Raw genomic sequence first — 23,819 nt, forward strand, 5'->3', positions numbered from 1 at the left:
TCGTGGCCGGGGAAGGTTAACGAAAGGTGAACAGCACTGGGAGAACCGGGAAACGTTTTGCCCCGCCGGGCACCTGGCGCTCAGAAGGGCTGTCCGCGGCGTCACGGAACGGTTCCGGATGGAGGCTGGAGGTGGACGGGACCTAGACTGTTGGCATGCCCCCACGCGACCGACTTGCCCAGAGCCGGGGCTTCCTGCAAAACCGGGTACGGGTAGGGCTGCACCGCAGCCGAAACTCGGTGGTGCCCGCCCTGCAGATGACTATCTGCGCCGTGGGCGCGTACGCGTTTGCGCAGTACATCCTGGGCCATGAAGGGCCGCTCTTTGCGGCCACTGCCGCCCTGATATCCCTCGGCTTCTCCCGCGAGCCCCGCACCCGCCGGGTGCTGGAGGTGGGCATTGGCTGCACCCTCGGCATCACCATCGGGGAACTGCTCCTGCATCTTTTGGGCACCGGTCTGTGGCAGGCCGCCGTCGTCCTCTTTCTGTCCGTCATGCTGGCGCGCTTCCTGGACCGCGGCGTCATCTTCACGACCCAGCTTGGCCTTCAGTCGCTGCTGGTGGTGCTGCTTCCGGCACCTGACGGCGGCGTTTTCACCCGCAGCCTCGATGCCATTGTGGGCGGGCTGTTTGCGCTGCTCGTGACCATGCTGGCACCCCGGGACCCGCGGCGCGAACCGCAAGCCAATGTCCGGGACCTGCTGCATGAGCTGTCCGCGGTGCTGCGCCAGTGTGCCGAAGCTGTGGCGAAAAGCGATTCCACCATTGCCTGGCACGCCCTGGTCCGCGCCCGCAACACCCAGCCGCAGCTCGATGCCCTGGCCCGCAGCGTCCGGGACGCCCGGGAGGTGGCCCGCATCTCCCCGGCATACCGGCGCCATTTGGCCGAACTCGGGGACCTGCGCGGCTCCATCGGGTATTTGGATCTGGCGGTGCGCAACAGCAGGGTGTTTGCCCGCCGCACCACCTCGGTGATCAACCATGCAGCCCTGCATGATGACGCCATCGACCGGGTGGCCGACGTCGTGAACGATACGGCGGAAGCCGTGGACATCCTCGCCCGGGCACTGGCCGGAGGGGAATCAGCGGGAACGCGTGAAAAACACCTGCGCCAGGCCCGTAACGAACTGGCCCTGGTGGGAGAGCGGCTGAATCCCGCCACCCTGGGCGTGACCGATATCCAGGGGGACGCCCTGGTCATGCTCTTCCGGCCACTGGTGGTGGACCTGCTCGAATCCACCGGGCTCACCCATGAAGAGGCCGTGAGCTACCTCGCCGAGGTTTAGCGGCCAACCGGCCGGCGGTGCTCCCGCCGAACCGGGATCCGCTCCTGCCGGACCGGGATCCGCTCCTGCGGGAAGTGTCACCGGCGCGGGATAGCCTGTTTTCATGGCCACCAAGACTTCCCGCGCGAAAACCGCCAACTACCGCTGTGCAGAGTGCGGCTGGACCACGGCAAAGTGGGTGGGACGCTGCGGGGAATGCCAGGCCTGGGGAACCGTCGAGGAAGCCGCGGAAGTTGTCGCCCGCACCACTGCGGCAACCACAGTGGCCCGGCCGGCGCTGCGGATTGCCGACGTCGATGCCACCTCGGCTGCGTTCCAGGCCACCGGAGTTGATGAACTGGACCGGGTGCTGGGCGGAGGGCTGGTCCCCGGCGCGGTGATCCTGCTGGCCGGTGAACCAGGCGTGGGCAAGTCCACCCTGCTGCTGGATGTTGCCGCGAAGGTGGGGAACGGGGGCAGGGATGTCCTGTACGTCACCGGGGAAGAATCCACGGCGCAGGTGAAGCTGCGTGCGGAGCGCATCGGGGCGGTCTCCGATTCCCTGTATTTGAGCGCGGAAACGGATCTGGGCCAGGCACTGGGCCAGGTGGAACAGGTAAAGCCGGCGCTGTTGATCGTTGATTCCGTGCAGACGCTCAGCAGCGCTGCCGTGGACGGCAGTGCCGGGGGCGTCAGCCAGGTCCGCGAAGTTGCCGCTTCCCTGATTGCCGCAGCGAAGGAACGGAACATGACCACGCTGCTGGTGGGACATGTCACCAAGGACGGTTCCATCGCCGGCCCCCGGCTGCTGGAGCATCTCGTGGACGTGGTGTGCCAGTTCGACGGGGACCGCCACTCCCGGCTGCGGTTGCTGCGCGCGGTAAAAAACCGGTATGGACCCACCGACGAAGTGGGCTGTTTCGACCTGACGGAGGAAGGAATCGAGGGGCTGGCCGATCCGTCCGGGCTTTTTGTTTCCCGCACCAAGGAACCGGTGTCCGGCACCTGCATCACCGTCACGTTGGAGGGAAAACGCCCCCTGCTGGCCGAAGTCCAGGCGCTGCTTGCCGAAACCAGCAACGCCCAGGCCCGCCGTGCCACGAGCGGGCTGGATTCCTCCCGGGTGGCCATGCTCCTGGCCGTGCTGCAGGCGCGGGCTTCCATGAACCTGGCCAAGGATGACAGCTACGTGGCAACCGTGGGAGGTGTGAAGCTGAGCGAGCCCGCCACGGACCTGGCCGTTGCCCTGGCCGTCGCGTCCGCCAAGATGAACAAACCCCTGCCCGCGCAGCTGATTGCCTTCGGTGAGGTGGGGCTCGCCGGTGAGGTCCGGCCCGTCCCGGGCATTGCCCGCCGGATCTCCGAGGCCGAGCGCCTGGGCTTCACCCACGCCGTCGTCCCGGCTTCGCCCAATGGACCCGTTGCGGTTCCGGCCGGCTTCCGGGTCCGCGAAGTGAGCACCCTCGCCGAAGCGCTGGAACTGCTCTTCTAGGGACTCACCCTTCGCTGCTCCCTACCGACGTTGTGAAATGGGCGGCAGGCAGCGGAGAGCGGCGGCGAACTTCCAGCACTCGCACGGCACAAAAGTGGCCATTGTCCCCTGCCGGACCACTACTATAGGGAAAGTGTCTGTGCAGCGCCCGCCCAGAACGCCCGTGGGCCCGATGGCCGGAAGGAAGTGACCATGGCACGCAGTCCCGAAGATTCATTGAAGGCCACGCTGGCCCGCGTCGCGCCGGGAACCGATCTCCGCGACGGACTGGAGCGTATCCTGCGCGGACGCACGGGTGCCTTGATCGTCCTCGGGTTTGACCGCACCGTGGATTCCATTTGTTCCGGTGGATTCGACATCGGCATCGATTTCTCCCCCACCCGCCTGCGGGAACTGGCGAAGATGGACGGCGCCATTGTCTGCGACAAGGATGCCAAGACCATTCTGCGTGCGGCCGTGCAGCTGGTTCCGGATCACACCATCGAGACGCACGAGTCGGGCACCCGGCACCGCACGGCGGAGCGGGTGGCTATTGAAACCGGGTTCCCGGTGATCTCGGTCAGCCAGTCCATGCAGATCATCCAGCTCTACGTTGGGGGCCTCCGGCACGTGCTGGAGGGTTCCGAACCGGTGCTGGCCCGGGCAAACCAGGCCCTTGCCACTCTGGAGCGCTACCGCGCACGCCTTGACCAGGTGACCAACTCCCTCTCGGCCCTGGAAATCGAAGCCATGGTCACCGTCCGGGACGTTGCCGTTACCCTGCAGCGCCAGGAGATGGTCCGCAGGATCTCCGAGGAAATATCCCAGTACGTTCTGGAGCTGGGAGTGGACGGCCGGCTGCTGTCCCTGCAGCTCGAGGAACTGACGGCCGGGCTGGGACCGGGCAGCGAAATGATTGTCCGCGACTACGCCGACCTGCATGACGGTGACCGCCGGGCCGAGGACCAAGTGGCCACTCTGCAGAATCTCAGCGCCTCGGACATGGTGGATCTGGGCAAGATTGCCGCCGTTGTTGGATTCCAGCCGGGCCAGGATTCGCTGGAAGCCGTGGTTCAGCCGCGCGGCTACCGCCTCCTGAGCAACATCAAGTCAGTTCCGCCGGCTGTCTCGAACCGGCTGGTGGACCATTTCGGCGGCCTGCAGAATCTCATGGCGGCCAACATCGATGACCTGATGACGGTGGACGGCATCGGCGAGCAGCGGGCACGCACCGTACGGGAAGGGCTGTCCCGGATCGCCGAAACCAGCCTGCTTGACCGCTTTATGTAGCCTTTCCGCCGGGGACACCCTGGTGGGGTTCGCAGCGGGTCCCGGGACTATTCCAGGTCGAAGCGAGTGGACTCACTGGTGGTTCCGCCCAGCCGGGCCGTGAACATGTAGGTGCCCGGATTGGGGTTGCTGGAAACCTCGGCACAGCCGGGGGCGGACCGCTTGCGGTCCCAGCTGAACTTGGCGGTTTCCACCGTTTTCGGTTCGATGACCATCATCAGGTCCTGGCTGTCCTGCATGCAGTCGACCGAGGAGAAAATGCGGTCCGAGCCACTGGTCACCATGAACTCCATTTGGCTCGTCCCCACGTTCACCTCACAGGGCTCCGCCCCGTTGTTGGTGACAGTCATGGTCAGCATGGGATTCGTTCCGGACGAGTAGCTCAGCGCGTCGGTGGTGGCGGAAACCTGGACCGCGTCCGTCGGGCAGGCCTTGGCTGCCCCGGCCGGCGCCGTCGCGTCAGGGGCCGGGGCCTCTGAAGCGTCTGGTGTGGCTGGCTGTTCCGCGGCGGAGTCCGCCGCTGGGTCCGCGGCACCCGGTGTGTCGCCCGGGCCGGGGATAGTGGCTTCGCTGGTGTCCGAGGCCGCGGCGTCGTCCCCCCGCAGCTGGTTCACCACCGCTGTGATGCCCACAACCAAACCAACCACGACCAGCAGCGCGAGCACACCGGCCACAATCCTGCGCCGCCGGTAGACAGCCGCGCTCGGCCGACCGGGAGCAGTGCTCCCGGACGAAGTGTTTGATGACCCGTTCCCAACCATGTCTTAAGGCTAGGTACACCGCTGCGGATTACCCGCCGCACCACGCCGGTCAGTAAAGTATTGCTGGTCATAAGCAAGGGAGATTGCATGGAACCGGGCCCCCGGCAGCTGCACACGGAAATCATCAGCTGGTTTACCGCGAACGGCCGCGACCTCCCCTGGCGGAAGGCTGAATGCACGCCGTGGGGGATCTTCGTCAGCGAAATCATGCTCCAGCAGACGCCAGTGGTCCGCGTGCTGCCCGTGTGGGAACAGTGGATGGAGCGCTGGCCGGACCCTGCCGCCCTTGCCGCCGAGCCCAGCGGCGAAGCAGTGCGTGCGTGGGGACGGCTCGGTTATCCCCGCCGGGCGCTTCGCCTGCACGCAGCGGCCACCGCCATGACCGCGGATTTCAACGGAAGGGTCCCGGATACCCATGCCGAGCTCCTGACCCTGCCGGGAGTGGGCAGCTACACGGCCGCCGCCGTGGCTTCCTTTGCCTTTGGCCGCCGGGAAACGGTGGTGGACACCAACATCCGCCGGGTCCATGCCCGGGCGCTGACCGGCAGTGCCCTTCCGGCCCCGGCGCTGAATGCGGCAGAAATGCGTTTGGCCGTGTCCCTGCTGCCCGAGGATGCCGCAGCATCAGTGGCGTGGAACGCCTCGGTGATGGAACTGGGCGCCCTGGTCTGCACGGCACGCAGCCCCAAATGCGGCACTTGCCCGGTCGTCAACCACTGCGCCTGGGTGGCGGCCGGAAAGCCGCCTCCGGACTATGTGCCCAGGGGACAGGCCTGGGCCGGCACCGACCGGCAGGTCCGCGGTGCCGTGATGGCCGTGCTGCGGCATGCATCGGCCCCGGTCCCGCGGGCAGCCCTGCTCGGCCCGGTGGACCTCCTCCCGGCGGCCGCGCCGGAAGCCGGATCGGAGCCAGCTCCGCCGGAGGCGGCCGCACTAGCCCAGCTGCACGCCATCAACGCGCCGGTGGAGCAGCTGGAGCGGGCGCTGGCCGGGCTCCTGGCGGACAGGCTCGCCGAGGAGACCGGCTCCGGGGTGCAGCTGCCGGGGTGAACCCGATCCCCGAACCCTAGATTTCCCCGAAGCCGTTCCGCACCTCAAGGGCCATGATCTCCACGGCGCGGGCCGCATCCGGACCGCGGGCCGCCAGGGTCAGGGTTTGCCCCTGCCCGAGCCCGAGCGACATCAGCAGCATCACTGACTTGGCGTCCACGCCATTGATGCGCACCTCGGCGTCCAGGTCCGACATGGCCTGGGCAACGGCGGCTGCGGGCCGGGCATGCAGCCCCGCAGGGTTGATCAGCTCCCAGGAACCGGTGTGGACCCCCTCGCCGTCGGCGTCCATTCCGTCAAAGTCATCGTCCTCATCAGCTTCTGCAGCCAGCCCGCCGGTGCCTGCCGGGGTGGACGCTGGGGAGGGACCGCCCGTCGCTGCCTGACCGCCGGAGGATGTTCCGGCCGGAGCCGGGACACTTCCGGCAGACTCGGCTTCCTGAAGCACCGCGGCCAGCTCCCTGCCGGTCTGCGCGGCGACGGCGGCAGCCACGGCTCCTTCCACCAGCGGCGCGTTTGCCAGCCGCACCCGGCCGCGCTGCTCATCGTCCAGGAATTCCACCGCCGTCTCGGCTGTCATGACGGCAGAACCCAGATCGGCCAGCAATACCGCCCCGTCCCCCGTGTCGGCAGCGGAGATGGCAGCGGAGATCTTTTCGAGGCTGGTGCCGATGCCGCCGTCGTCGGTTCCGCCCGCCGGCACGATCCTCACGTCGGCGGCCATTTGCGCGGCCAGTTCACGGACCCCTTCGGCGAGTTTTGCGCTGTGGGAAACAATAACGAGTCCAACGCTCATGCTGCCTCTTCCGCGGTCTGGGCGGCGGCCTGCAGGATCAGGACGGTGGATGCCGCCCCGGGGTCCAGGTGTCCCGCGCTCCGCTCCCCCAGATAGCTGGCCCGTCCCTTGCGCGCGATCAGCGGTTCCGTGCCCGCGAGTCCCGCCGCGGCCGCATTGGCGGCTGCTGCCAGGACCTCGGCGCCGGTTGCCTGCGCCCCCGCAGCCGTCTGCGCCGCTTCGACTGCCGGCGTCCAGGCGTCCACCATGGTCTTGTCGTCGGGCTCGGCCTTCCCCCGTGCCACAATGCCGTCCCGCGCCGCGGTGAGGAGCGCGACGACGCCGTCCGGGTCCAGATCGCCGCTTTCACCCACCGCCGTGGAGGCGCGCAGGAAGGCCGTCCCGTACAAGGGTCCCGCGGCCCCGCCGACTTTCGACATCAGGGTCATCGCCGCCAGCTTCAGCACCGCTCCCGGAGTTGCCGGCGTCCCGTCAGCATCCAGCTTCTGCACCACCGCCGAAAAGCCGCGGTCCATGTTTTCACCGTGGTCGGCATCGCCGATGTCCCGGTCCAGGTCGATGAGCCGCTGGCGGTTCTCCGCCATGGCCGCCGCCGAGGCCCGCATCCAGCTGGCTGCCCAATCCGCGTTCAGTGCCATGCTCATGCTCCCCACCGCAGTGCCGGCGTGTGCACCGGCGAATCCCAAAGCCCGGTCATTTCCTCATCCAGGCGCAGCACCGTGATCGAGGCGCCCTGCATGTCCAGCGCCGTGATGTAGTTGCCCACCAGCGACCGCTCAACCCGGATGCCGCGCTCTGCCAGGACTTCGGCCGCGCGGCGGTAAACGATGTACAGCTCGCTCAGCGGCGTGCCGCCCATGCCGTTAACAAACAGCAGGACCGGGTCCCCTGATGCTGCCCCCAGGTCCTGGAGGATGGGTTCCAGCAGCTGGTCGGTGATGCTGTCTGCGTCCGCCATTGGCATCCGGTGCCGGCCGGGTTCGCCGTGGATACCGACGCCGAGCTCAATTTCGTTGTCCGCCAAAGTGAAGCTCGGTTCCCCGGCGTGGGGAACGGTGCACGGCGCGAGGGCCACTCCCATGGACCGAACGTTGGCATTGACCCGTTCGGCAACCGCGCTCACCTGCTCCAGTGAGTCTCCGCGTTCCGCGGCGCCTCCCGCTATGCGCTCCAGCAGCACCGTTCCCGCCACCCCGCGCCTGCCCGCGGTATACAGCGAGTCCTCGACGGCGACGTCGTCGTTCACCACCACGGTGGCAACGCTGATGCCCTCTGCCTGCGCCAGCTCCGCAGCGGTCTCAAAGTTCAGGATGTCCCCGGTGTAGTTCTTCACGATCAGCAGGACCCCGGCACCTGTGTCCGTGCCGGTGATGGCCGGAAGGATCTGATCCGGGGTGGGCGAGGTGAAGACGGCGCCGGGGACCGCGGCGTCGAGCATGCCACGGCCCACATATCCGCTGTGCAGCGGCTCGTGTCCGCTTCCTCCGCCGGAAACCAGGGCCACCTTGTTCCGGGCCGGCTCCCGCCGCACCACATAGTCCGGATCGGCGTGCACACGGACCAGATCTTGGTGGGCCAGGCCGAAACCGGCCAGCGATTCGGCGACCACCCGCCGCGGATCGTTGATGAGTTTTTTCATTGCTCCAGCAGCTCCTTCAGCGAAGAGGCCGCGGGCCGGAACGGCACCGCTGCCCCGGTCACGGGATTATCCTGAGTTGTTCACGACCATACCCCGGGCCGGAGTCAGTGGACAGGCTGGAGGGATCCGGGTGTTCCCGGGGCGGCGGCATGCCCGGCGCGGCTAAACCGCCGGATTAAACAGCTGTGGGAGGGGCCGAAGCCCCTCCCACAGCAGTTCTTCAGGGAATTACTTGCCCTTGAATGCGTCCTTGATGTTCTCGCCGGCCTGCTTGGCACTGCCCTTGGCCTGATCGCCATGGCCTTCGGCTTCCATCTGCTCGTTGCCGGTGGCCTTTCCCAAGCCTTCCTTTACCTTGCCGCCAAGCTTCTCGGCTGAATTCTGCACCTTGTCATCTGCGCCCATAAGTGGATCCCGCTTTCTGATCGTGGCCCCGGGCGGTTATCAAACCGCCGCCCTGTTTCGAGCCGTTGGTGATGCTAAGTAACCTGACCTTATCCACCTCCGGCGGCGAAAGACCAGCGGCGCACCCCCGGTTACTCTCTTCGCGAACACGCGAAAGCCGCAGAAACCGCTACAGCGTTCGGATCATGCGCGTGTTTCCCAGGGTGTTGGGCTTCACGCGGGCCAGGTCCAGGAACTCCGCCACGCCTTCGTCATGGGAGCGCAGCAGCTCGGAATAGACCTCCGGGTCCACGGCGGCTTGGTTTGCCATCACCTCGAATCCGTGGCGGCGGAAGAAGTCCACTTCAAAGGTCAGGCAAAAAACCCGCTGCACGCCGATTTCCCCAGCCTCCGCCAGGAGGGCCTCCAGCAGGACATGCCCGACGCCGCGGCCGCGCCAGCTGCGTTCCGCAGCCAGGGTCCGCACTTCGGCGAGGTCCTCCCACATCACGTGCAGGGCACCGCAGCCGACCACTTCGCCGTCGGGCCCTTCGGCAATCCGGAATTCCTGCAGCCCCTCGTAGTAGGCCACCGCTTCCTTGGCGACCAGGATCCGTTCGTCGGCCAGCGGCGCCACCATGGCACGGATGCGGGGAACGTCGGAAGTGCGGGCGCGGCGGACGGTGATGGTTGAGGCAGAAGTCACCGGTTCAGTCTAAGACCTGCGCAAATGTCAGGGCGTAACACGGCGTTCGGTTGCCGGCGGCGCCCCGAGCCGGGGAACGGCGGCTTAACGACAGAACCCGGAGGGCAGTATGCCCTCCGGGTTCCCTCAGTGCCGCTGTGCGGCTGTTTGGCTAGTCGCCCACGCCGGCTTCAATTGCTGACGGCGCTTCCTCCAGTGCCTTCGGCGCACCGTGGCCGACGAACGTGAACTTGGCGTCGTCTCCTTCGCCCTCCACGTCCACGGACACCAGTTCGCCCGGCTTCAGATCCCCGAAGAGGATCTTCTCGGACAGCTGGTCCTCGATTTCGCGCTGGATGGTCCGGCGCAGCGGCCGGGCACCCATGGCGGGATCGTAGCCCCGGGTGGCAAGGAGAACCTTGGCCGCCGGAGTCAGCTCGATGGTCATGCCCTTGTCCGCCAGGCGCTTGCCCAGGCGTTCCAGGAACAGGTCCACGATCTGGACGATCTCGTCCTGCGTGAGCTGCGGGAAGACCACGGTGTCATCAACACGGTTGAGGAACTCGGGGCGGAAGTGCTGGCGCAGCTCCTCCGTGACCCGTGCACGCATCCGGTCGTAGCCGGTCTTGGTGTCGGTGCCGGACTGGAAACCGGTGGAGACGCTCTTGGAGATGTCCCGGGTTCCCAGGTTGGTGGTCATGATGATGATGGTGTTCTTGAAGTCCACCACCCGCCCCTGGCTGTCAGTCAGGCGGCCGTCTTCGAGGATCTGCAGCAGCGAGTTGAAAAGGTCGGCGTGCGCCTTCTCCACCTCGTCGAACAGCACCACGGAGAACGGACGGCGGCGGACCTTTTCGGTCAGCTGCCCGCCTTCTTCGTAGCCCACGTATCCCGGAGGGGCACCGAAGAGCCGGGAAACGGTGTGCTTCTCGGAGTATTCGGACATATCCAGGGTGATCAGGGCTTCTTCGTCACCGAAGAGGAACTCGGCGAGTGCCTTGGCCAGCTCAGTCTTACCAACACCGGTGGGACCGGCGAAGATGAACGAGCCGCCCGGACGCTTCGGGTCCTTGAGTCCGGCCCGCGTACGGCGCATGGCCTGCGAGATGGACTTGATGGCCTGGTCCTGACCGATGACGCGCTTGTGCAGCTCGTCTTCCATCTTGAGCAGGCGCGTGGACTCTTCCTCGTTGAGCTTGACCACGGGAATGCCGGTGGAGTTGGCAAGCACCTCGGCAATGAGTTCCTCATCCACCTCGGCAATGTCGTCCAGTCCCCCGGACTTCCACTGGCGTTCCTTTTCGGCCCGCTGGTCATGGAGCTTCTGCTCCTTGTCCCGCAGGTTGGCGGCGCCTTCGAAGTCCTGGGAATCAATGGCTGATTCCTTTTCCAGCTTCAGGGCGGAGATCCGCTCGTCGATTTCCTTGAGCTCGGGCGGAGCCGTCATCCGGCGGATGCGCAGCCGGGCACCGGCTTCGTCGATCAGGTCAATCGCCTTGTCCGGCAGGAACCGGTCGCTGATGTAACGCTCAGCCAGGGTTGCCGCCGAAGCCAGCGCGGCATCCGTAATGGACACACGGTGGTGCGCTTCGTAGCGGTCCCGCAGGCCCTTCAGGATTTCGATGGAATGCGCAACGGAAGGTTCCTTGACCTGGATCGGCTGGAAACGTCGCTCGAGGGCGGCATCCTTCTCGATGTGCTTGCGGTACTCATCGAGCGTGGTGGCACCGATGGTCTGCAGTTCGCCACGGGCCAGCATCGGCTTCAGGATGGAGGCTGCGTCGATGGCGCCTTCAGCGGCACCGGCGCCCACAAGGGTGTGGATCTCGTCAATGAAGAGGATGATGTCGCCGCGGGTGCGGATTTCCTTGAGGACCTTCTTCAGGCGTTCCTCGAAGTCACCGCGGTACCGGGAACCGGCAACGAGGGAACCGAGGTCAAGGGTGTACAGCTGCTTGTCACGGATGGTCTCCGGAACGTCGCCGCGGACAATGGCCTGGGCCAGTCCTTCGACTACAGCGGTCTTGCCGACGCCGGGCTCACCGATAAGAACAGGGTTGTTCTTGGTGCGGCGGGACAGGACCTGCATGACCCGTTCCATTTCATGCTCGCGCCCAATGACGGGATCGAGCTTGGATTCCCGTGCAGCCTGCGTCAGGTTGCGGCCAAACTGATCCAGGACGACCGAACCCGCGGGCTGGCCTTCCTGCTGCTGGCCGCCCGAGCTGACGGGCTCCTTGCCCTGGTAGCCGGACAGCAGCTGGATGACCTGCTGGCGCACCCGGTTAAGGTCGGCGCCCAGCTTGACCAGCACCTGTGCGGCCACGCCTTCGCCTTCACGGATCAGGCCGAGCAGGATGTGCTCGGTTCCGATGTAGTTGTGGCCAAGCTGCAGGGCCTCCCGAAGGGAGAGCTCCAGGACCTTCTTGGCGCGGGGGGTGAAGGGGATGTGGCCGGAGGGGGCTTGCTGGCCCTGGCCAATAATCTCCTGCACCTGCTCGCGCACGGCACCGAGCGAGATACTCAGGGATTCCAGGGCCTTAGCTGCTACGCCTTCACCCTCATGAATGAGCCCGAGCAGGATGTGCTCGGTGCCGATGTAGTTGTGGTTGAGCATGCGAGCCTCTTCTTGGGCAAGCACGACAACGCGACGGGCACGGTCGGTAAATCTTTCAAACATGAGGCACACTCCTAGCTAACGCGTAATTCGATGCTACGTGTCCTGTGCGTGCTTAAGGAGCGTGTTCGCCCTAGGCGTGAGAACCGGCCCCGGAATAATCCGGGGCCATGTCCACGGTCCTAGCTCTGGGCTGCCCGGTAGGCTTCGATGATTTCACTGTTCACGCGTCCACGCTCGGAAACGGTGTACCCGTTGTTCCGGGCCCACTCGCGGATCTGCGCTGCTTCATTGTTGCGTGCTGAGCCGGCGGTGCGGGGGCGTCCCGTGCGTCCGCCTCCCACCTTGCGCCCGGCATCCAGGTACGGCTTCATGGCCGCCCGGAGATTCTTGGCATTGTCGGTCGACAGGTCAATTTCGTACTGCGCCCCGTCAAGGCCGAACCGTACGGTCTCATCCGCACTTCCAGCATCGAGGTCATCGACCAGAATGATTTTTACCTTTTGCGCCACGACAGGCTCCTAAGCAGTTAAACCGGGAAAACGATAATGAGACCACTTATAGTATGGCGCAATTTTGAATCCCCAGTCAAAGCGTAGTCGCGTATTTAATTACTTTCTTTTTCAGATCCCGGACTACTTGCTTCCCGATCAGCGGCAAGATCTGCTTCCCGTTCCGCCTCAGCCAGCGCTTTTCGCTCCGACCGGTCGACATTCAGCAGTGCCTTCATCGCAAAATAAAAGAGAGCAGCGACACATACCGAGGGCAGTAGAACTTCAACGTATTCCATGGCTATCCCATTTCCGGCTTTAGCAGTGGGAACAAAATTGTTTCCCGGATACCCGTGTTCGTGAAAAGCATCACGAGACGGTCAATTCCCAGGCCGATGCCGCCCATGGGCGGTGCACCGTATTCAAGGGCACGCAGGAAGTCCTCGTCAAGTGCCATGGCCTCATCATCGCCGCCGGCCGCACGGATGGACTGCTCCGTCAGCCGTTCGCGCTGGATAACGGGGTCAATGAGCTCCGAGAATGCCGTGCCCCGTTCCATACCGCCAATGATGAGGTCCCAGGCCTCGATCAGGCGCGGGTCATTACGGTTCTGGCGGGCCAGCGGCTGGGCCGACGGCGGGTAGTCATAAACGAAGGTCGGCTGGATCAGGGTCGGTTCCACAATTTCGCCGAACAGTTCCACAACCAGTTTCTCGGCGTCCCATTTCGGGTCCACCTTCACTCCATGCTTTTCGGCTATGCCGCGCAGTGTTTCCGCGTCAGTGTCCGGAGTGATTTCCTCACCCACGGCCTCGGACAGTCCCGGATATACCGACAGCCACTTCCATTCCCCGTCCAGGTTGATGGTGCCGGCTTCGGTTTCGATCTGCCGGCTCCCCACCAAATCCGCGCAGTGCAGGATTATTTCCTTGATGCGGTCCGCCATCACAAACTGGTCCGCATACGCCTCATAGCATTCGAGCGTGGTGAATTCGGGGCTGTGCGTGGAGTCCACACCTTCATTGCGGAAGATGCGGCCCAGTTCAAAGACCCGTTCAATGCCGCCAACCACTGCCCGCTTCAGGTACAGCTCGGTGGCGATCCGCAATGTCATCTTCTGGTCGAAGGCATTCAGGTGCGTTTCAAATGGACGCGCGGCAGCGCCGCCGTGAACCAGCTGCAGCATGGGTGTTTCCACTTCCACATACCCGTGGCCGTGGAGGGTGTCGCGGACACCGCGGATGATGGCGGCGCGCTTGTAGACCATGTCGCGGGCTTCCTCGCGGACCATCAGGTCCACGTAGCGCTGCCGGACCCGGGTCTCTTCGTTGAGGCCTGCATGCAGCACCGGCAGGGGCCGCAGCGCCTTGGATGCCATGGACCAGGACTCCGCCATGACGGACAGCTCGCCGCGGCGCGAGGAGATGACCTCGCCGCGGATGAAAACGTGGTCGCCAAGGTCCACCAGGGCCTTCCAGTCGGCCAGTGATTCCTCGCCGACGACGGCGAGGCTCAGCATGGCCTGCACCCGGGTGCCGTTGCCCTCCTGGAGGGTGGCGAAGCACAGCTTGCCGGTGTTGCGGATGAACACCACCCGGCCGGTGATGCCCACGGTTTCACCGCTGGTTTCGTCGGCCTGCAGGTGTCCGAACTTCTCCCGGACCTCTTTGATGGAGTGCGTGCGCTCCACTCCCACCGGGTAGGCTTCCCCGCCCCGGGCGATGAGTCGGGCCCGCTTCTCGGCGCGGATGCGCATCTGCTCGGAGGTGTCTGCTGCTTCGGGAACGGGATTAGATGTGGTCACAGTCCTTAAGTTTACAGAGCCGCGCGGCACGGGCTTACGGCGGAGCACCAGCCGGTTTGCAGCGGGCACGCAGGTCCGTGGGTTAGCGCACCGCTGCGGCAGGGGGCACCAGGGTCAGGTTGTCGATCAGCCGCACCTGCCCGACTCGTGCGGCGATGAGGGCCAGCCCCGGCTTTTCCAGCGGCCCGTCTCCCGCGGGCAGCGGCTGCAGCGTGAGCGGATCGACAACGTCGAAGTAGTCCAGCTGCACCAGGGGTTCGGCCTCCACCAGCGCGGCGGCGGCGGCCAGGTCCGGCGGCAGGCCGGCTGAGACCCGGTCCCGCAGGGCAAAGAGTGCCCGCGGAAGCACGGTGGCTGCCTGCCGGTGGGCCGGATCCAGGAAGACGTTGCGGCTGGACTCCGCCAGGCCGTCCTGGGCGCGGACCACCGGCACTCCCACGATTTCCGCCGCGAAGTTCAGGTCCGCGGCCATCCGGCGGATCAGCGCCAGCTGCTGGGCATCCTTTTGTCCGAAGTAGGCGCGGAAGCGGGCCGGCACGGGAGGCTGGGCCCAGTGCAGGAGCTTGGCCACCACGGTCAGCACGCCGTCGAAGTGGCCCGGCCGGGACGCGCCCTCGTAGCGTGTCCCCAGCTCGCCGGAATGAACCCGGACCAGCGGCGCTCCGCCCGGATAGACCTCGGCCTCCGACGGCGCAAAAACCAGGTCCACGCCTGCTGCTCCCAGCAGGTCCAGGTCCGCCTCAAGGGTCCGGGGATACCGCCGCAGGTCCTCCGGATCGTTGAACTGCAGCGGGTTGATAAAAATCGATGCGACCACGACGTCGTTCCCCGCCCGGGCCGCATCCGCCAGCGCGCGGTGTCCTTCATGCAGCGCTCCCATGGTGGGCACCAGTCCGAGGGAGGGAGTCCGGGCACCGGCCGGGGCAGTTCCGGCGGCCGCCAGGGCACCGGCGGCGGCTGACCTCAGCTCCGCGGCCGTGTGCACAACCCGCGGTGTACTCACTGCAGGCCTTCCGCGTCCAGGGTCAGCGCGTCGATGACGGCCTGTCCGCGTTCCTTGCTGAGCAGTCCGCGGTCGATGGCGCGCCGGGCGGTGGCCAGGGACAGTGCCCGGTAGGTGTCCCTGAGGTCGGCGCTGTCCTGGTCCGCCATTTCGCTCAGGTGCGCCGCCACGGTTCCGGCGTCGCCGCGGGCCACGGGACCGGTCAGCGCATGCTCGCCCGAGGCCAGGGCGTTTTCCAGCGATGCGCGCATCAGCGGACCCAGCAGCCGGTCGGGGTTTTCGACGCCGATATCCTTGAGCAGCTGCACTGACTGGGCGGTGATGGTCACCAGATGGTTGGACGCGTGGGCCAGCGCGAGGTGGTAGTTGACCCGGTCGGCCTCGTCAATGACCACGGGCTCGGCTCCCATTTCCACCACAAGCGCCTGGGCGATGGGCAGCACGGCCGTGGGGGCGGTGACGCCGAAGGAACAGTCGGCCAGCCGGGTCAGGTCAAGGCTCATTCCGGTGAAGGTCATGGCCGGATGCAGTGCCAGCGGAATGGCTCCCGCGCGGCGGGCGGGTTCGAGGATGTCGGTGCCGAACCGGCCCGAGGTGTGGGCGACAAGCTGTCCGGCCTGCCATGCGTTGGTGGCGGCCAGGCCGGAGACCAGCGGCCCCAGGGCATCATCCGGCACCGCCAGCAGCACGAGCTCGGAGCGTTCGACGATTTCCGGGATGTCCAGGACAGGGACGCCCGGCAGCAGGTTGGCGGCGCGTTCGCGGCTTTCCTCGCTCACGGCGGAAACGCCGACGACGGCGTGCTCGGCCGCACGCAGCGCGGCACCAAGGACGGCGCCAACCCGGCCGGCCCCAATGACCCCGATGCCAAGCCTGCCCCGCCGACGTTTCTCGGCGGTGCTTGCGTCAGCGCTGTTCATGGGGAAACTCCTTGGAAAACGGATCGGTGGAAACGGGCGGTGCGGGGGACGGCGCAGGGGAATCGGGGGAAGAGGCGGGGAATGCCACGGGGGAAGATGCCGGGGAAGATGCGGGGGAAGAAGCGGGTGCTGCTACGGAATCAGCCGGCCGGTTCCAGTGGGCGCTGCGGTCCCGCCGCCGTGCCTCGCGGGCCCTGGCGGCCTGTTCCTGGAACAGGTGCTGCACCGTTTCGGTGTCGATTTTCCGGACCCGGGGATGCACCGGGCCGGCGGTGGAGTGCAGCACCAGGTCAGCGGTGCGGAAGCGGCGGCGAAGCGGTCCCTGCTCCAGGGACATGGACTGCGTGCGTTCGTGCGGCACCACGGACAGCACCCGCCACAGGGCGCCACTGCGGGCCAGCAGGGCTGTGTCAGTGAGGGTGAACCCGTTGCGCCGCCAGGTCAACGGGGCTATCCAACGGGCACGCCGGGGTGTGGTGGTGAAGCCGTGGTCCCCGTCCCGGCCGGTGATGCCGGCGGTGAAGACGTCCAGTGGGCGGTCGGTGCCGGCATCGGGCAGCACGAGGGCGAGGATCGCGAAGACCTCCGGCAGGGTTCCGGCCGGAAGCAGTTTTGTCCGGGCCTGCCCCTCGGAACCGGTTCCGTCCCCGTATCCGGCCACATTGACGGAAACGCGGTACCAGCCCGTGATACGCCACAAAGGTGACTGCTGCACCGCCACGGCTTGGATTCTGCCGGGCGGAACGGTCTGTGTGCGGGTGTCCAGCAGTCCGTAACGCACCCTGATTCCGTCCCGGGACACCGAGGCGCGGAAGTTGAAGGACGTGGAGAACTCCGACCAGTAGCCGCCGACGGTTCCGAAGAGGAGTGGGACCATGACCGCCAGCGTGACGGGCTCACCGGTCAGGGCCGTGATGATGATGGCTGCGGCAATGCCGGCCAGCAGGAACAGCGTGGTCCCGGAGAGCAGCGTGGCGGCAATGACCCGTCCGGGCCCCAGCTCGAGGATGGGCTGCTCCGGTGCTTCCACCGCTCCCCGAATGCCGCCGCCGGACGCCGCTGCGCCGGCCGTTCCCGCGCCCTGCGGACCGTCGCCGTCGTCGCTGGCGCCACGGCCGCTGCCGTCGTGGCCGCTGCCGTCGCTCCCGCCCGCCGGGACGGGTGATGCCCCGGAGGCCCGGTCCAGGATCAGGGCCCGCAGCTGCTGGGCGTCATCGAGTTTGAGGAAGGCCAGCCGCACCGCTGATTCGCCCGCGTCGGCCACTTCGAAGCGCAGTTCGGCCAGTCCAAAGAGCCGGGCGAGCAGGGGCTGGATGATGTCGATGGCCTGCACGCGGTCCAGCCGGGCCTGGCGCTGCTGGCGAAAGAGGATGCCGGAGTGCACCCGTACGTGATTCTCCGTCACCTGGTAACGGGTGAACCGCCAGGACAGGAAGAACCCCACGGCGATGATCAGCAGGACTCCCGCGAGGATGGCTACTCCGATCAGCAGCACCGTGCCGTCGGGTATGGATGCACCACCGCCACGGCTGTCACCGCCGCCGTCGTCTCCTCCGCGGAGCCCAATCAGATCCTCGACGATGTTCCGGCCGAAAACGAAGGCAATGGCGGCGAGGGCTATCCAGCCGCGCACCAGCGGGGACACCGGGTGGACGCGGGCCCATTCCCCGGTCTGTGGGACGCTCACAGTCCGGCCAGCTGCGTTTCGCCGCGTTCGGACAGCTGCTCCCGCAGCCGGGCGCCCTCCGCGGCGGGCAGGCCGGGCAGCACCGCATTGGTTCCCGGGGCTGCCGTGTGCAGTTTCAGGGAGCACAGGCCGAAGGCGCGCTCCAGCGGCCCCACCGTAACGTCCACATACTGCATCCGGCCGTACGGAACAACGAGGGTGCGCTGGAAGAAGATACCCCGCCGCAGCAGGAAATCCTCATTGCGTTCCGCGTAGCAAACGGCGCGCACCTGCCGGGGCAGCAGCACTGCGCGCCACACGTAGGCGGCCGCGATCAGGGCCGGCAGCCCCCAGGCCAGCCAGTCCGGAGCCGACGGCCAAACCCCGGCGGAGCGGAGGATCAGCGGCAGGCAGGCAACAGCCACGGTCAGCACGGCTTCGATGGCCCAGCCAATGAGGCGGACGGTGAGGTATCGGGGGGAAATGTGCTCCCAGCGCAAACCGCTCGGATCGATCGCTTCGCTAGGCATATTCGCCGTCTCCCGGTTGCTGTCGGTTCTCCGGGCCGGCGGGGGTCCCGCCGTTCCCGTTCGGGTCATTGGGTGGCAGGCGGCAGAAGCGCTCCACAAGCAGGCCCACGGAGATCATGAGCGCTCCTCCGGCCATCATGGCCAGGGCGGACCATGTGGCGCTGTGTCCCGGCCGCAGCGACCACAGGGGTACCTGTTCCAGAAAGATACCCGCATGCCAGCCCAGCAGCAGCGAACCGGCATAGGCGGCGGCCTGGGCCAGGACCAGGGTCCGCGCCGCGGCGATGGGGTCCAGTTCGCGGTCCCGGTGGCCCTGCTGCCAGCGCCTGACCCGAAGTCCAAGGACGAGCGTGGCTCCCGAGATCAGCAGTACGGTCAGCAGCCCGAACAGGCTCAGGACCGGTGCGGGCAGGGAATTGCGGGTGGCCCAGTTGTTGACCAGCCAACCCAGGACACCGGACGCGATCGTTATGACGGCCAGCCAGCGGTACCGGATGTTCCCCACGTTAAGGATCAGTCTCCCTCGTAGATTTCCAGGCCGGGAAGGTCCTCGGCCCGGGCGGCGAGCTCGGCCACCGGGGTTCCCGACAGCTTGGCCTCGGGATCCATCCAGGCCCACGGCTGCAGGACAAAGGCCCGGGTGTGGGCCCGCGGATGCGGAAGGGTGAGGGTCTCGTCGTCGAGCACCGTGTCACCGTAGGTGATGATGTCCACGTCCAGGGTTCGCGGCCCCCAGCGCACCTCGCGCTTGCGGTGGTGGGAGTTTTCCACGCTCTGGCAGTGTGCCAGCAGGTCATGCGGCGGCAGGTCGGTCTCCACTGAGACCACAAGGTTCAGGTAGTCGGGCTGCTCGGGCCCGCCCACCGGGCTGGTCCGGACCACCGGAGAAACGGCCTGGAGCCGGACGCCGGGGTGATCGGCCAGTTCCGCCACTGCGCGTGAAAGGGTGTCCCGGCTTTCGCCGAGATTGCTGCCCAGGGCCAGGACCGCGGTGACCGCGGCGGGCGCGTTCATGCCCGGTCCCGGTGGATGGTTACCGCTACGTCGCCGAAGGGAACGGTGATGGGTGCCTGCGGTTTGTGGACGGTCACGTCAACGGCGCCAACCCCGGCAAACCCGTCCAGGACGGCTTGGGCAATGCGCTCCGCGAGGGCCTCGATCAGGTTCAGTGGTTCGCCGGCGATGATGGCCGCCACCTGTTCGGCAAGCTCGCCGTAATGCGCCGTCTGCGTCAGGTCGTCGCTGAGGCCGGCCGGCCGCAGGTCCGTGTGCAGCACCACGTCCACCACAAAGGGCTGGCCGTTGCGCCGCTCGTCCTCGAATACTCCGTGGAATCCCCGCGCGGTGATACCCGTCAGCGTGATGGTGTCGCGTGTGGCTGTGCCGGAAGCGTTCATGTCCTATCCCTTCCAGGCTGCGGTGGTCTTGACGGCATCGACGTTGGGGCCGACGTTGTGCACGCGGACGCACCACACCTTGGCGAAGGCGGCCAGTGCCGTAACCGCCGCCGTGGCGTTGTCGCGTTCCAGCGGCGGGGCGGCCTTGCCGGAGCTGGCCAGCAGGGATCCGAGGAAACGCTTCCGGGAAGCACCGATGAGCACCCGGTGGCCCAGGGCGTTAAACCGGTCAATGTTCCTCAGCAGCTCCCAGTTGGCGGCACCGTCCTTGGAGAATCCCAGTCCGGGGTCGAGGATGATCTGCTCGGGCGCCACGCCGGCGTCGAGAAACTGCTCCCGGATTTTCGTCAGTTCGGTGATGACGTCATCCACAACGGAGTCGTACTCCGCGTGGGGGTCGCTGCTGCGGACGGCGCCGCGGCTGTGCATCAGCACGTAGCGGACGCCGGTGCGCGCTATCAGCTCCGGCATCCCGGGATCAACATCCAGGCCGGAGACATCGTTGATGACGGCGGCGCCGGCGGTGATGGCCTTCTCTGCCGTGGAAGCGTTCATGGTGTCCACGCTGACCAGTGCGCCGGCCTTCACCAGCGCCTCAACGACGGGCAGGATCCGCTGCTGCTCCTCCGCGGGATCAACCCGGACCGAATCCGGCCGCGTGGACTCCCCGCCCACGTCAATGATGTCGGCGCCGTCATAATGCATCTTCAAACCGGCCTGGATCGCCTGGTCGGCCTGTCCGAACTGTCCGCCGTCGCTGAAGGAATCCGGCGTGACGTTCAGGATGCCCATCACCAGGGTGCGGTCCGCCGGAAGGTCTTCGAACCGGCGGGGCGTCCGAACCGGGCGGACCACTGGAAGAGGCGAGGTCGCGGGCCCGGTGCCGGGAGCGGCGGCGAGTGAATCCATGAGGTGGTGGGGTCCTATCGTCCGAGTATGAGGCTCATTGCTTCCGCACGGGTTGCGGTTTCGCGAAGCTGGCCGCGGACCGCCGAGGTGACGGTCTTGGCTCCGGGCTTCCGCACGCCGCGCATCGACATGCACAGGTGTTCGCATTCAATGACAACTATGGCACCGCGGGGGTCCAGGTTGTCCATCAGTGCGTCGACGATCTGTGTTGTCAGACGCTCCTGGACCTGCGGCCGCCGCGCGTACACGTCCACCAGGCGGGCCAGCTTGCTCAACCCGGTAACTTTGCCGTCCTTCGACGGAATGTAGCCGATGTGGGCGGTGCCGTGGAAGGGCACGAGGTGGTGTTCGCAGGTGGAGAAGAACGGGATGTCCTTGACCAGCACCATCTCCTCGTGTTCCAGGGCAAAAGTGGTGGCCAGCAGGTCCACCGGGCTCTGGTGCAGGCCGGCGAAGATTTCCGCGTAGGACTTCGCGACCCGCTTGGGGGTGTCCTGCAGTCCCTCACGGTCCGGATCCTCACCGATCGCGAGAAGAATTTCGCGGACCGCTTTTTCAATCCGGGGCTGATCCACGGGGGCCAGGGGGGCGGAGATGTCATCCGCAGTCAGTTCATCGTCGAAATCCGTCACTGGTCGATCCTACCGTGACTGCCGCCGGCGGCGGCCCGGCGGCGGCCCGGGGGCGGCGCGGCGGCCCGGGGGCGGCGCGGCGGCCCGGGGGCGCACCAGCCAGCGCGGCGCGCCGCCGGCAGGCGGGTACGCCGACGGCCCGGCACATGGTGCCGGGCCGTCGGAGTGCAACAGCTGTTCTAGCGGAACTAGCGGTCGTTCTGTGCCGGGTTCTCCGAACCATCGGTCCGGCCGGCGGTGCCGCCCTGGCCCGGGTGTCCGGATCCAGTGCCCTCCGGCTGCGGAAGCCCGTTGCTGGACACGTCAAAGTCCTGGGGCAGATCGGCGTCGGCAATCTGGTCCTGCGGTGAAACGCTGTCCGGATTGGGCTTGCCGTTGGCCGCGGCTTCACGCCGTTCCCGCGCGGATACCACCGGCGGCAGGCTGTGGACCTGGCGGGTTGGCTTGGAGAGCCAGACTTCGCGGACGTCGCGCTTGCGCACGTCGTGGAAGACCTCGGCGATCTCGGCCTGGTTCAGGGTCTCGCGTTCGAGCAGTTCCAGGGCCAGCCGGTCCAGGACGTCCCGGTTTTCGGTCAGGATTTGGTACGCCTCGTCGTGGGCGTTATCCAGCAGGCGCCGGATTTCCTCATCGACAACGTAGGCCACCTGGTCGGAGTAGTTCCGTTCCTGGCCCATGTCGCGGCCCAGGAAGGGTTCGCCGCCGCCGCTGCCGAGCTTTACGGAACCGATCCGCTCGCTCATGCCGTACTGGGTAACCATCTTGCGGGCCGTGGCGGTGGCCTTTTCGATGTCGTTGGAGGCACCGGTGGACGGATCGTGGAACACGATCTCTTCGGCCACCCGGCCGCCCATGGCGTAGGCGAGCTGGTCCAGCAGTTCGTTGCGCGTGATCGAGTACTTGTCATCCTGGGGCAGCACCATTGTGTACCCCAGGGCGCGGCCGCGGGGCAGGATGGTCACCTTGGTGACGGGGTCGGTGTTGCGCAGCGCTGCCGCCACTAGGGCGTGTCCACCCTCGTGGTAGGCCGTGATCTTGCGTTCCAGTTCCTTCATGACGCGGCTGCGCTTCTGCGGCCCGGCGATCACCCGGTCAATGGCCTCGTCCAGCGCGCGGTCGTCAATGAGCTGTGCGTTGGAGCGGGCCGTCAGCAGGGCTGCCTCGTTCAGGACGTTGGCGAGGTCCGCACCGGTGAAGCCTGGCGTCTTGCGTGCCACGGTTTCCAGGTCCACGCCGTCGGCCATCGGCTTGCCCTTGGCATGGACCTGCAGGATGTGCAGGCGGCCCTGCATGTCCGGAGCTTCGACGCCAATCTGGCGGTCAAAGCGGCCCGGGCGCAGCAGTGCCGGGTCCAGCACATCGGGCCGGTTGGTGGCGGCAATCAGGATGACGTTGGTGTTGCCGTCGAATCCGTCCATCTCCACCAGCAGCTGGTTCAGGGTCTGCTCGCGTTCGTCATTGCCGCCGCCCACGCCGGCGCCGCGGTGGCGGCCGACGGCGTCGATCTCGTCAACGAAGATGATGGCCGGGGCGTTGGTCTTGGCCTGCTCGAAGAGGTCGCGGACGCGGGATGCACCCACACCGACGAACATCTCGACGAAGTCGGAGCCGGAGATGGAGTAGAAGGGCACTCCCGCCTCACCGGCCACGGCACGGGCGAGCAGGGTCTTACCGGTGCCGGGAGGGCCGTACAGCAGCACACCCTTGGGGATCTTGGCGCCCACGGCCTGGAACTTGGCCGGATCCTGCAGGAATTCCTTGATTTCGTGCAGTTCCTCCACGGCCTCGTCCGCGCCTGCGACGTCGGCGAAGGTTACCTGCGGCATGTCCTTGTTGGTCAGCTTTGCCTTGGACTTTCCGAACTTCATCACCTGCGAGCCGCCGCCCTGCATGCGGGAGAGCAGGAACCAGAAGATGACGCCGATAATGATGAACGGCAGGAACAGGCCCAGGAAGCTGGTGAACCAGTTGGTCTGCACCGGCTGGTCGGTGAAGCCTTCGGCGCCGGAGTCGTTCACCGCGGCGACAATGTCCTCGCCGCGGGCGGTGCCGAAGAAGAACTGGACGTTCTCGCTTTCCTTGCCGCTGCTGTCCTTATACGGCTCCTCGAGCGTGAGGTCCACACGCTGCTCGCCGTCGTAGATTTTGGCCTGCTCCACCTTCTGGTCCTTGAGCAGCTGCAGGCCCACGCTGGTGTCCACCTGGGTTGCCCCGCTCGCGGAAAGGCTGGGAAGAATGAGCACAAGAAGGGCCAATGCCAGGACAATCCAAATGCCCGGCCCCTTGAAGAAGTTCTTAGATTTCATTCGTCGTCAGGGCGTACGCCCCGTCCCTCCTGATCAACAACGCTGATAATGCGCGGAAATATGCTTCAACTAGCTATACACCGTTACCTGTTGGAACACGTCCTGAAGACCCCGAAAGTTCCCTCTGGGCGTAGCACGCCGACGTGATGCTGATCGCTGACACGGAACCGGACGGCGGCCTGCTGGCCACCGTCCGGATTCTG

The 23,819-nt window shown here is 66.5% G+C and carries 24 protein-coding genes; 4 read left to right on the forward strand and 20 right to left on the reverse strand.

Annotated features, from left to right (window positions below):
* Positions 1-155 precede the first annotated feature (155 nt).
* The 3 genes from AAE021_RS15210 (at position 156) to disA (ending at position 4,026) form a co-directional block, all read left to right on the forward strand.
* Positions 156-1,286 (forward strand): FUSC family protein, encoded by a 1,131-nt coding sequence (locus AAE021_RS15210; RefSeq protein WP_342023143.1) that lies wholly within the window; start codon positions 156-158, stop codon positions 1,284-1,286.
* A gap of 103 nt (positions 1,287-1,389) precedes the next feature.
* Positions 1,390-2,757 (forward strand): DNA repair protein RadA, encoded by a 1,368-nt coding sequence (radA, locus tag AAE021_RS15215; RefSeq protein WP_342023144.1) that lies wholly within the window; start codon positions 1,390-1,392, stop codon positions 2,755-2,757.
* A 192-nt stretch (positions 2,758-2,949) separates the two neighbouring features.
* On the forward strand, positions 2,950-4,026 hold the full coding sequence (gene disA / locus AAE021_RS15220; protein WP_342023145.1) for a DNA integrity scanning diadenylate cyclase DisA: 1,077 nt from the start codon (positions 2,950-2,952) through the stop codon (positions 4,024-4,026).
* A 47-nt stretch (positions 4,027-4,073) separates the two neighbouring features.
* On the opposite strand, the gene AAE021_RS15225 is transcribed toward disA, so the two are convergent.
* Positions 4,074-4,691 (reverse strand): hypothetical protein, encoded by a 618-nt coding sequence (locus AAE021_RS15225; protein ID WP_342023146.1) that lies wholly within the window; start codon positions 4,689-4,691, stop codon positions 4,074-4,076.
* A 183-nt stretch (positions 4,692-4,874) separates the two neighbouring features.
* Here AAE021_RS15225 and AAE021_RS15230 point away from each other — a divergent pair, with 183 nt between their 5' ends.
* Positions 4,875-5,837 (forward strand): A/G-specific adenine glycosylase, encoded by a 963-nt coding sequence (locus tag AAE021_RS15230; protein WP_342023147.1) that lies wholly within the window; start codon positions 4,875-4,877, stop codon positions 5,835-5,837.
* Positions 5,838-5,853: 16 nt separating this feature from the next.
* Here AAE021_RS15230 and dhaM read toward each other — a convergent pair whose 3' ends face one another.
* From dhaM to ftsH, 19 genes are all read right to left on the reverse strand, one after another.
* Positions 5,854-6,633, reverse strand: a complete 780-nt coding sequence (gene dhaM, locus AAE021_RS15235; protein ID WP_342023148.1) for a dihydroxyacetone kinase phosphoryl donor subunit DhaM — start codon at positions 6,631-6,633, stop codon at positions 5,854-5,856.
* Positions 6,630-7,271 (reverse strand): dihydroxyacetone kinase subunit DhaL, encoded by a 642-nt coding sequence (gene dhaL / locus AAE021_RS15240; RefSeq protein ID WP_342023149.1) that lies wholly within the window; start codon positions 7,269-7,271, stop codon positions 6,630-6,632. Before dhaL ends, dhaM begins: the two co-directional genes overlap by 4 nt.
* Before the next feature lie 2 nt (positions 7,272-7,273).
* On the reverse strand, positions 7,274-8,272 hold the full coding sequence (gene dhaK / locus AAE021_RS15245; RefSeq protein WP_342023150.1) for a dihydroxyacetone kinase subunit DhaK: 999 nt from the start codon (positions 8,270-8,272) through the stop codon (positions 7,274-7,276).
* Between the two features lie 228 nt (positions 8,273-8,500).
* Positions 8,501-8,677 (reverse strand): CsbD family protein, encoded by a 177-nt coding sequence (locus AAE021_RS15250; RefSeq protein WP_152220657.1) that lies wholly within the window; start codon positions 8,675-8,677, stop codon positions 8,501-8,503.
* A 169-nt stretch (positions 8,678-8,846) separates the two neighbouring features.
* Complete coding sequence (locus tag AAE021_RS15255; RefSeq protein ID WP_342023151.1) at positions 8,847-9,362, reverse strand: amino-acid N-acetyltransferase; 516 nt, start codon at positions 9,360-9,362, stop codon at positions 8,847-8,849.
* A gap of 151 nt (positions 9,363-9,513) precedes the next feature.
* Positions 9,514-12,021, reverse strand: a complete 2,508-nt coding sequence (locus AAE021_RS15260) for an ATP-dependent Clp protease ATP-binding subunit (protein WP_342023152.1) — start codon at positions 12,019-12,021, stop codon at positions 9,514-9,516.
* A gap of 119 nt (positions 12,022-12,140) precedes the next feature.
* Entirely contained in the window at positions 12,141-12,470 is a 330-nt protein-coding gene (locus AAE021_RS15265; protein WP_342023153.1) for an Lsr2 family protein, read from the reverse strand.
* Between the two features lie 95 nt (positions 12,471-12,565).
* Complete coding sequence (locus AAE021_RS15270) at positions 12,566-12,748, reverse strand: hypothetical protein (protein ID WP_342023154.1); 183 nt, start codon at positions 12,746-12,748, stop codon at positions 12,566-12,568.
* 2 nt (positions 12,749-12,750) lie between these two features.
* Positions 12,751-14,205: a lysine--tRNA ligase gene (gene lysS / locus AAE021_RS15275; RefSeq protein WP_342025436.1), complete on the reverse strand. Its 1,455-nt coding sequence runs from the start codon at positions 14,203-14,205 to the stop codon at positions 12,751-12,753.
* Between the two features lie 130 nt (positions 14,206-14,335).
* The gene (gene panC / locus AAE021_RS15280; RefSeq protein WP_342023155.1) at positions 14,336-15,256 is read right to left on the reverse strand and encodes a pantoate--beta-alanine ligase; all 921 of its coding nucleotides are present in this window, start codon (positions 15,254-15,256) and stop codon (positions 14,336-14,338) included.
* Positions 15,253-16,176 carry a Rossmann-like and DUF2520 domain-containing protein gene (locus tag AAE021_RS15285; protein WP_342023156.1) on the reverse strand — a complete coding sequence of 308 codons (924 nt, stop codon included), beginning with the start codon at positions 16,174-16,176 and terminating at the stop codon, positions 15,253-15,255. The genes panC and AAE021_RS15285 overlap by 4 nt, the downstream gene beginning before the upstream one ends.
* Complete coding sequence (locus tag AAE021_RS15290; RefSeq protein ID WP_342023157.1) at positions 16,163-17,863, reverse strand: PH domain-containing protein; 1,701 nt, start codon at positions 17,861-17,863, stop codon at positions 16,163-16,165. The genes AAE021_RS15285 and AAE021_RS15290 overlap by 14 nt, the downstream gene beginning before the upstream one ends.
* On the reverse strand, positions 17,860-18,372 hold the full coding sequence (locus AAE021_RS15295; protein WP_342023158.1) for a PH domain-containing protein: 513 nt from the start codon (positions 18,370-18,372) through the stop codon (positions 17,860-17,862). Before AAE021_RS15295 ends, AAE021_RS15290 begins: the two co-directional genes overlap by 4 nt.
* A complete protein-coding gene (locus AAE021_RS15300) occupies positions 18,365-18,877 on the reverse strand; it encodes a DUF3180 domain-containing protein (protein WP_342023159.1) in 513 nt (170 codons plus the stop codon). The genes AAE021_RS15295 and AAE021_RS15300 overlap by 8 nt, the downstream gene beginning before the upstream one ends.
* Positions 18,878-18,885: 8 nt before the next feature.
* Positions 18,886-19,386 (reverse strand): 2-amino-4-hydroxy-6-hydroxymethyldihydropteridine diphosphokinase, encoded by a 501-nt coding sequence (gene folK, locus AAE021_RS15305; RefSeq protein ID WP_342023160.1) that lies wholly within the window; start codon positions 19,384-19,386, stop codon positions 18,886-18,888.
* A complete protein-coding gene (gene folB / locus AAE021_RS15310; RefSeq protein ID WP_342023161.1) occupies positions 19,383-19,769 on the reverse strand; it encodes a dihydroneopterin aldolase in 387 nt (128 codons plus the stop codon). The genes folK and folB overlap by 4 nt, the downstream gene beginning before the upstream one ends.
* A 3-nt stretch (positions 19,770-19,772) precedes the next feature.
* Positions 19,773-20,678: a dihydropteroate synthase gene (gene folP / locus AAE021_RS15315; protein ID WP_342023162.1), complete on the reverse strand. Its 906-nt coding sequence runs from the start codon at positions 20,676-20,678 to the stop codon at positions 19,773-19,775.
* A 14-nt stretch (positions 20,679-20,692) separates the two neighbouring features.
* Complete coding sequence (folE, locus tag AAE021_RS15320; RefSeq protein ID WP_342023163.1) at positions 20,693-21,310, reverse strand: GTP cyclohydrolase I FolE; 618 nt, start codon at positions 21,308-21,310, stop codon at positions 20,693-20,695.
* A 188-nt stretch (positions 21,311-21,498) separates the two neighbouring features.
* A complete protein-coding gene (ftsH, locus tag AAE021_RS15325) occupies positions 21,499-23,616 on the reverse strand; it encodes an ATP-dependent zinc metalloprotease FtsH (protein ID WP_342023164.1) in 2,118 nt (705 codons plus the stop codon).
* Between the last annotated feature and the right edge of the window lie 203 nt (positions 23,617-23,819).

The sequence above is a fragment of the Arthrobacter citreus genome (assembly GCF_038405225.1).
GTDB lineage: Bacteria > Actinomycetota > Actinomycetes > Actinomycetales > Micrococcaceae > Arthrobacter_B > Arthrobacter_B citreus_A.

Coding starts and splice junctions, on each gene's coding strand:
- AAE021_RS15210 (WP_342023143.1), top strand. CDS start 156: ATGCCCCCACGCGACCGACTTGCCCAGAGCCGGGGCTTCCTGCAAAAC.
- radA (WP_342023144.1), top strand. CDS start 1,390: ATGGCCACCAAGACTTCCCGCGCGAAAACCGCCAACTACCGCTGTGCA.
- disA (WP_342023145.1), top strand. CDS start 2,950: ATGGCACGCAGTCCCGAAGATTCATTGAAGGCCACGCTGGCCCGCGTC.
- AAE021_RS15230 (WP_342023147.1), top strand. CDS start 4,875: ATGGAACCGGGCCCCCGGCAGCTGCACACGGAAATCATCAGCTGGTTT.
- dhaM (WP_342023148.1), bottom strand. CDS start 6,633: ATGAGCGTTGGACTCGTTATTGTTTCCCACAGCGCAAAACTCGCCGAA.
- dhaL (WP_342023149.1), bottom strand. CDS start 7,271: ATGGCACTGAACGCGGATTGGGCAGCCAGCTGGATGCGGGCCTCGGCG.
- dhaK (WP_342023150.1), bottom strand. CDS start 8,272: ATGAAAAAACTCATCAACGATCCGCGGCGGGTGGTCGCCGAATCGCTG.
- AAE021_RS15250 (WP_152220657.1), bottom strand. CDS start 8,677: ATGGGCGCAGATGACAAGGTGCAGAATTCAGCCGAGAAGCTTGGCGGC.
- AAE021_RS15260 (WP_342023152.1), bottom strand. CDS start 12,021: ATGTTTGAAAGATTTACCGACCGTGCCCGTCGCGTTGTCGTGCTTGCC.
- AAE021_RS15270 (WP_342023154.1), bottom strand. CDS start 12,748: ATGGAATACGTTGAAGTTCTACTGCCCTCGGTATGTGTCGCTGCTCTC.
- lysS (WP_342025436.1), bottom strand. CDS start 14,205: ATGCGCATCCGCGCCGAGAAGCGGGCCCGACTCATCGCCCGGGGCGGG.
- AAE021_RS15285 (WP_342023156.1), bottom strand. CDS start 16,176: ATGAACAGCGCTGACGCAAGCACCGCCGAGAAACGTCGGCGGGGCAGG.
- AAE021_RS15295 (WP_342023158.1), bottom strand. CDS start 18,372: ATGCCTAGCGAAGCGATCGATCCGAGCGGTTTGCGCTGGGAGCACATT.
- folK (WP_342023160.1), bottom strand. CDS start 19,386: ATGAACGCGCCCGCCGCGGTCACCGCGGTCCTGGCCCTGGGCAGCAAT.
- folB (WP_342023161.1), bottom strand. CDS start 19,769: ATGAACGCTTCCGGCACAGCCACACGCGACACCATCACGCTGACGGGT.
- folP (WP_342023162.1), bottom strand. CDS start 20,678: ATGGATTCACTCGCCGCCGCTCCCGGCACCGGGCCCGCGACCTCGCCT.
- ftsH (WP_342023164.1), bottom strand. CDS start 23,616: ATGAAATCTAAGAACTTCTTCAAGGGGCCGGGCATTTGGATTGTCCTG.